3 protein-coding genes are annotated in these 2,703 nt (G+C 70.4%); 1 reads left to right on the top strand and 2 read right to left on the bottom strand.

The window, feature by feature from the left end:
- Nucleotides 1-1,093, bottom strand: a 1,093-nt coding sequence (locus tag RTU05_RS17775) for an efflux RND transporter periplasmic adaptor subunit (protein WP_312599620.1), incomplete at its 3' end; no start/stop codon positions are given.
- Nucleotides 1,093-2,280: a TolC family protein gene (locus RTU05_RS17770; protein WP_312599619.1), complete on the bottom strand. Its 1,188-nt coding sequence runs from the start codon at nt 2,278-2,280 to the stop codon at nt 1,093-1,095. The genes RTU05_RS17775 and RTU05_RS17770, both read right to left, overlap by 1 nt.
- 207 nt (nt 2,281-2,487) lie before the next feature.
- Between RTU05_RS17770 and RTU05_RS17765 the strand changes: the two genes are divergently transcribed.
- On the top strand, nt 2,488-2,703 hold a 216-nt coding region (locus RTU05_RS17765; protein ID WP_312599618.1), incomplete at its 3' end, for a glutamate synthase-related protein.

The raw sequence follows: 2,703 nt of genomic DNA, 5'->3' as shown, positions 1-2,703 counted from the left end.
GCCCCCCGGCCTGACGACCGGCGAGCACCGGACGGGCCTGGAAGCCGTTCGGGACTTGAACGAAGACGACGGTGTTCCCGTCGACGGTCTGGACGGACTCGGTCGGAACGGTGAGACCGCCCGTGGTTTCGCCCGTCACGATCGCACCGGTAACGGCGGAGCCGGCCGGTGGGAGGACGGAGCCCGTCGGTCGGGCCCGGATGACCGTGGCGCCGCTCTCGCCGCCCGCGCCCGCGGCGACGCCGGTGACGACGGCGTCAAAATCGCCGCTCGGGCTGCTGACCCGCAGAGGAGCCCCGGCTCGTACATTGGCGGCCAACGCAGGCGGCGCGTTGAAGACGAGCTCAACCCTGGCCGGGTTCGTGACTTCGGCGACAACGCCACCCTGGGCGACGAAACCGCCCGGCCCGACCTGAACGCTGGTCACGACCCCGGCGATGGGGCTGGTGACGCTGAGGCGGCCCGACGCGTTGGGCGAGCCCGCCGCGCTGGACCGCGCGCGAGCCGCCCGTGCGCCGGCTTCGGCGCTGAGCAGTTGCGCGCGGGACGCCTCGACTTCCTGTCGGGCGACGACGCCCTGATCCGCCAAATTGCGGTTGCGTTGATAGGCCTGGCGCGCCGCCTCGGTCTCAGCGGCCGCAGCGTCCGCATCCGCCCGGAAGGTTGCGGCTTCGCCGCTCACGACGCTCGCCAGAGGCTGGCCGATCCGGACCGTCTGACCCGGCGCCACGAGAACCCGCTCAACGCGCCCGCCGACGGACGCCGCGACAGCGGCGCGCGCGTCGATCATTGGCTCGACCCGCCCGGAGAGACGGGTTTCCGCCCCCCCTCCCCGACCGACGCCGACCACAATCAGGCTCGCGGCCTGGGCCTGGGCCGCGCTCAGTGCGACGAAGCCTTCTGGCGCTTCGGCCTCGCCTTCGGCATGGGCGCCTTCCTCCGCGTGACCCGCCTCACCTTCGGCAGCGGCCGGTGCGGCCGCTGGAGCGGCATCCGGTCCGCGTGTGAGCAGGAAGAGCCCGCCTCCACCGAGAAGGACGATGGCGGCGGCTCCGCCGATGAGCAACGTCTTGTTGGATGTGCGCTTGCGCATCACTGGGCTCCTTGGAAGGGGGCGCGGCCGTCCTGGCGCGCAAGTTCGATCTCGGCCTGGACGCGCGCGAGGCGCGCATCGACGGCAGACGTCCGGGCAGAAATCAGGGCTGTGCGGGTGACCCGCAGTTCAAGCTGGGAAATGCGCCCCGCTTCGGTTCCGATTCGCGACAGGCGATAGGCTTCCTCCGCAGACGCCACTCCCGCATCGGCGGCGGAAACCCGGCTGACGGATGCGGCGAGCCGCGCCCGCGCCGCGGCGCGATCGGCCTGGGCTTCCTGACGGGCGCCAAGGAGCCGCGCATCCGCGGCACGGAAGTCCGCCTGCGCCGCAGCGATGTTTCCGCGGTTCCGGTCGAACAATGGCAGCGGCATGCTGACGCCGAACGTCAGAGCCGTTGCGTCTTCCATCTCGTAGCGACGGACACCGACGCTGGCGTTGATGTCCGGACGAGAGCGTATCCGCTCGACGTCGATCCGGCGTTCGGCGGCGGCCCGTTGCGCTTCCGCGACACGAACGGTCGGTGCATCCGCTGGCGCCACAAAGGCGGGGGCAGGCGGCAGGTCGAGCAGGCTGGTGTCGATCGTTGTTACTGGCGCCGCCAGCATGGCGACAGCGGTCAGCCTGGCGAACGCCGCGTCGCGTTCGGCGATGGCCTCATCCCGCGTGGCGCGCGCTGCAGCTGCTTCGCTTTCACCCTGAATGCCGCGTAGCAGGGGCTCGCGCCCTTCCTCGACGAGAACAAGGGCGGCCCTTGCATCGGCGATGGTCAGGGTCAGGCTTTCTTCAGCGAGGACGGCCCGCCTTTGGGCGGCTTCCGCATCGGCATAGACCTGCGCGAGTCTTCCAGCAGCGTCGATGACGGCGAGATCGCGCTGCAGAGCCGCTGTCCCAGCCTCCGCGCGGGCGACATTGACCCGAGCGGTCCGGCGTCCCCAGAGCTCGAGGTCCTGGCTGATCGACAAGGTGGTTTCGGCATTGGCGTAGCCCGAGAAGGGCCCCGTGCCGAAAGCGTTCTCGGCGTCGAGAGCGATCGTCGGATTAGGCCTCGCACGGGCCTGGCGGACACGTGCTTCGGCGGCGTCCGACAGGGCGCCGGCTTCAAGGGTGGCCGGGGTTTGACCCAGCTGGGCGAGCAGCTCGGCGAAGGACGGCGCGGGGTCAGCCCAAGCGGGACTGGCCAGCACGGCCGCGAATGCGGCCAACGCGCAGCCGACCGCGAAACGCGGCGGCCTGCGATATGAGGGAGGCATGATTCATCTTCCAGAAATTTGACACGAGTTCGCGCGCACGGCGGCGCAGACGTCCGGTCAGACTCTGGGAGGGCGCTTCAGGCCGTCGGGAGAGATCGACGACGGAAAATCACTCGAGGGGAAGGCGTGAACAGGCCGCGCGTGGATCTGCATCGCGATGTGGTCGGCGACATCCGCACGGGCAGTTCCGTTGTGGTGGCAGTGGCCGTGGGTGCAGACTCCGTGCCCAGCGCCAAGGTCGACCTGGTCGCCATCGCCCGCATCTTCAACGACCATGGCGTGAGCCGATGCCGTCTCCGGGACGCAGGTCGCGGCGTCAGCGATCGGGGCGACGAAAAACACGGCGGAGACCAGGGT

It is taken from the genome of Brevundimonas sp. (genome assembly GCF_032017145.1).
GTDB lineage: Bacteria > Pseudomonadota > Alphaproteobacteria > Caulobacterales > Caulobacteraceae > Brevundimonas.
The sequence above is the reverse complement of the archived record's forward strand: the minus strand, read 5'-3'. Positions and strand labels throughout refer to the sequence as shown.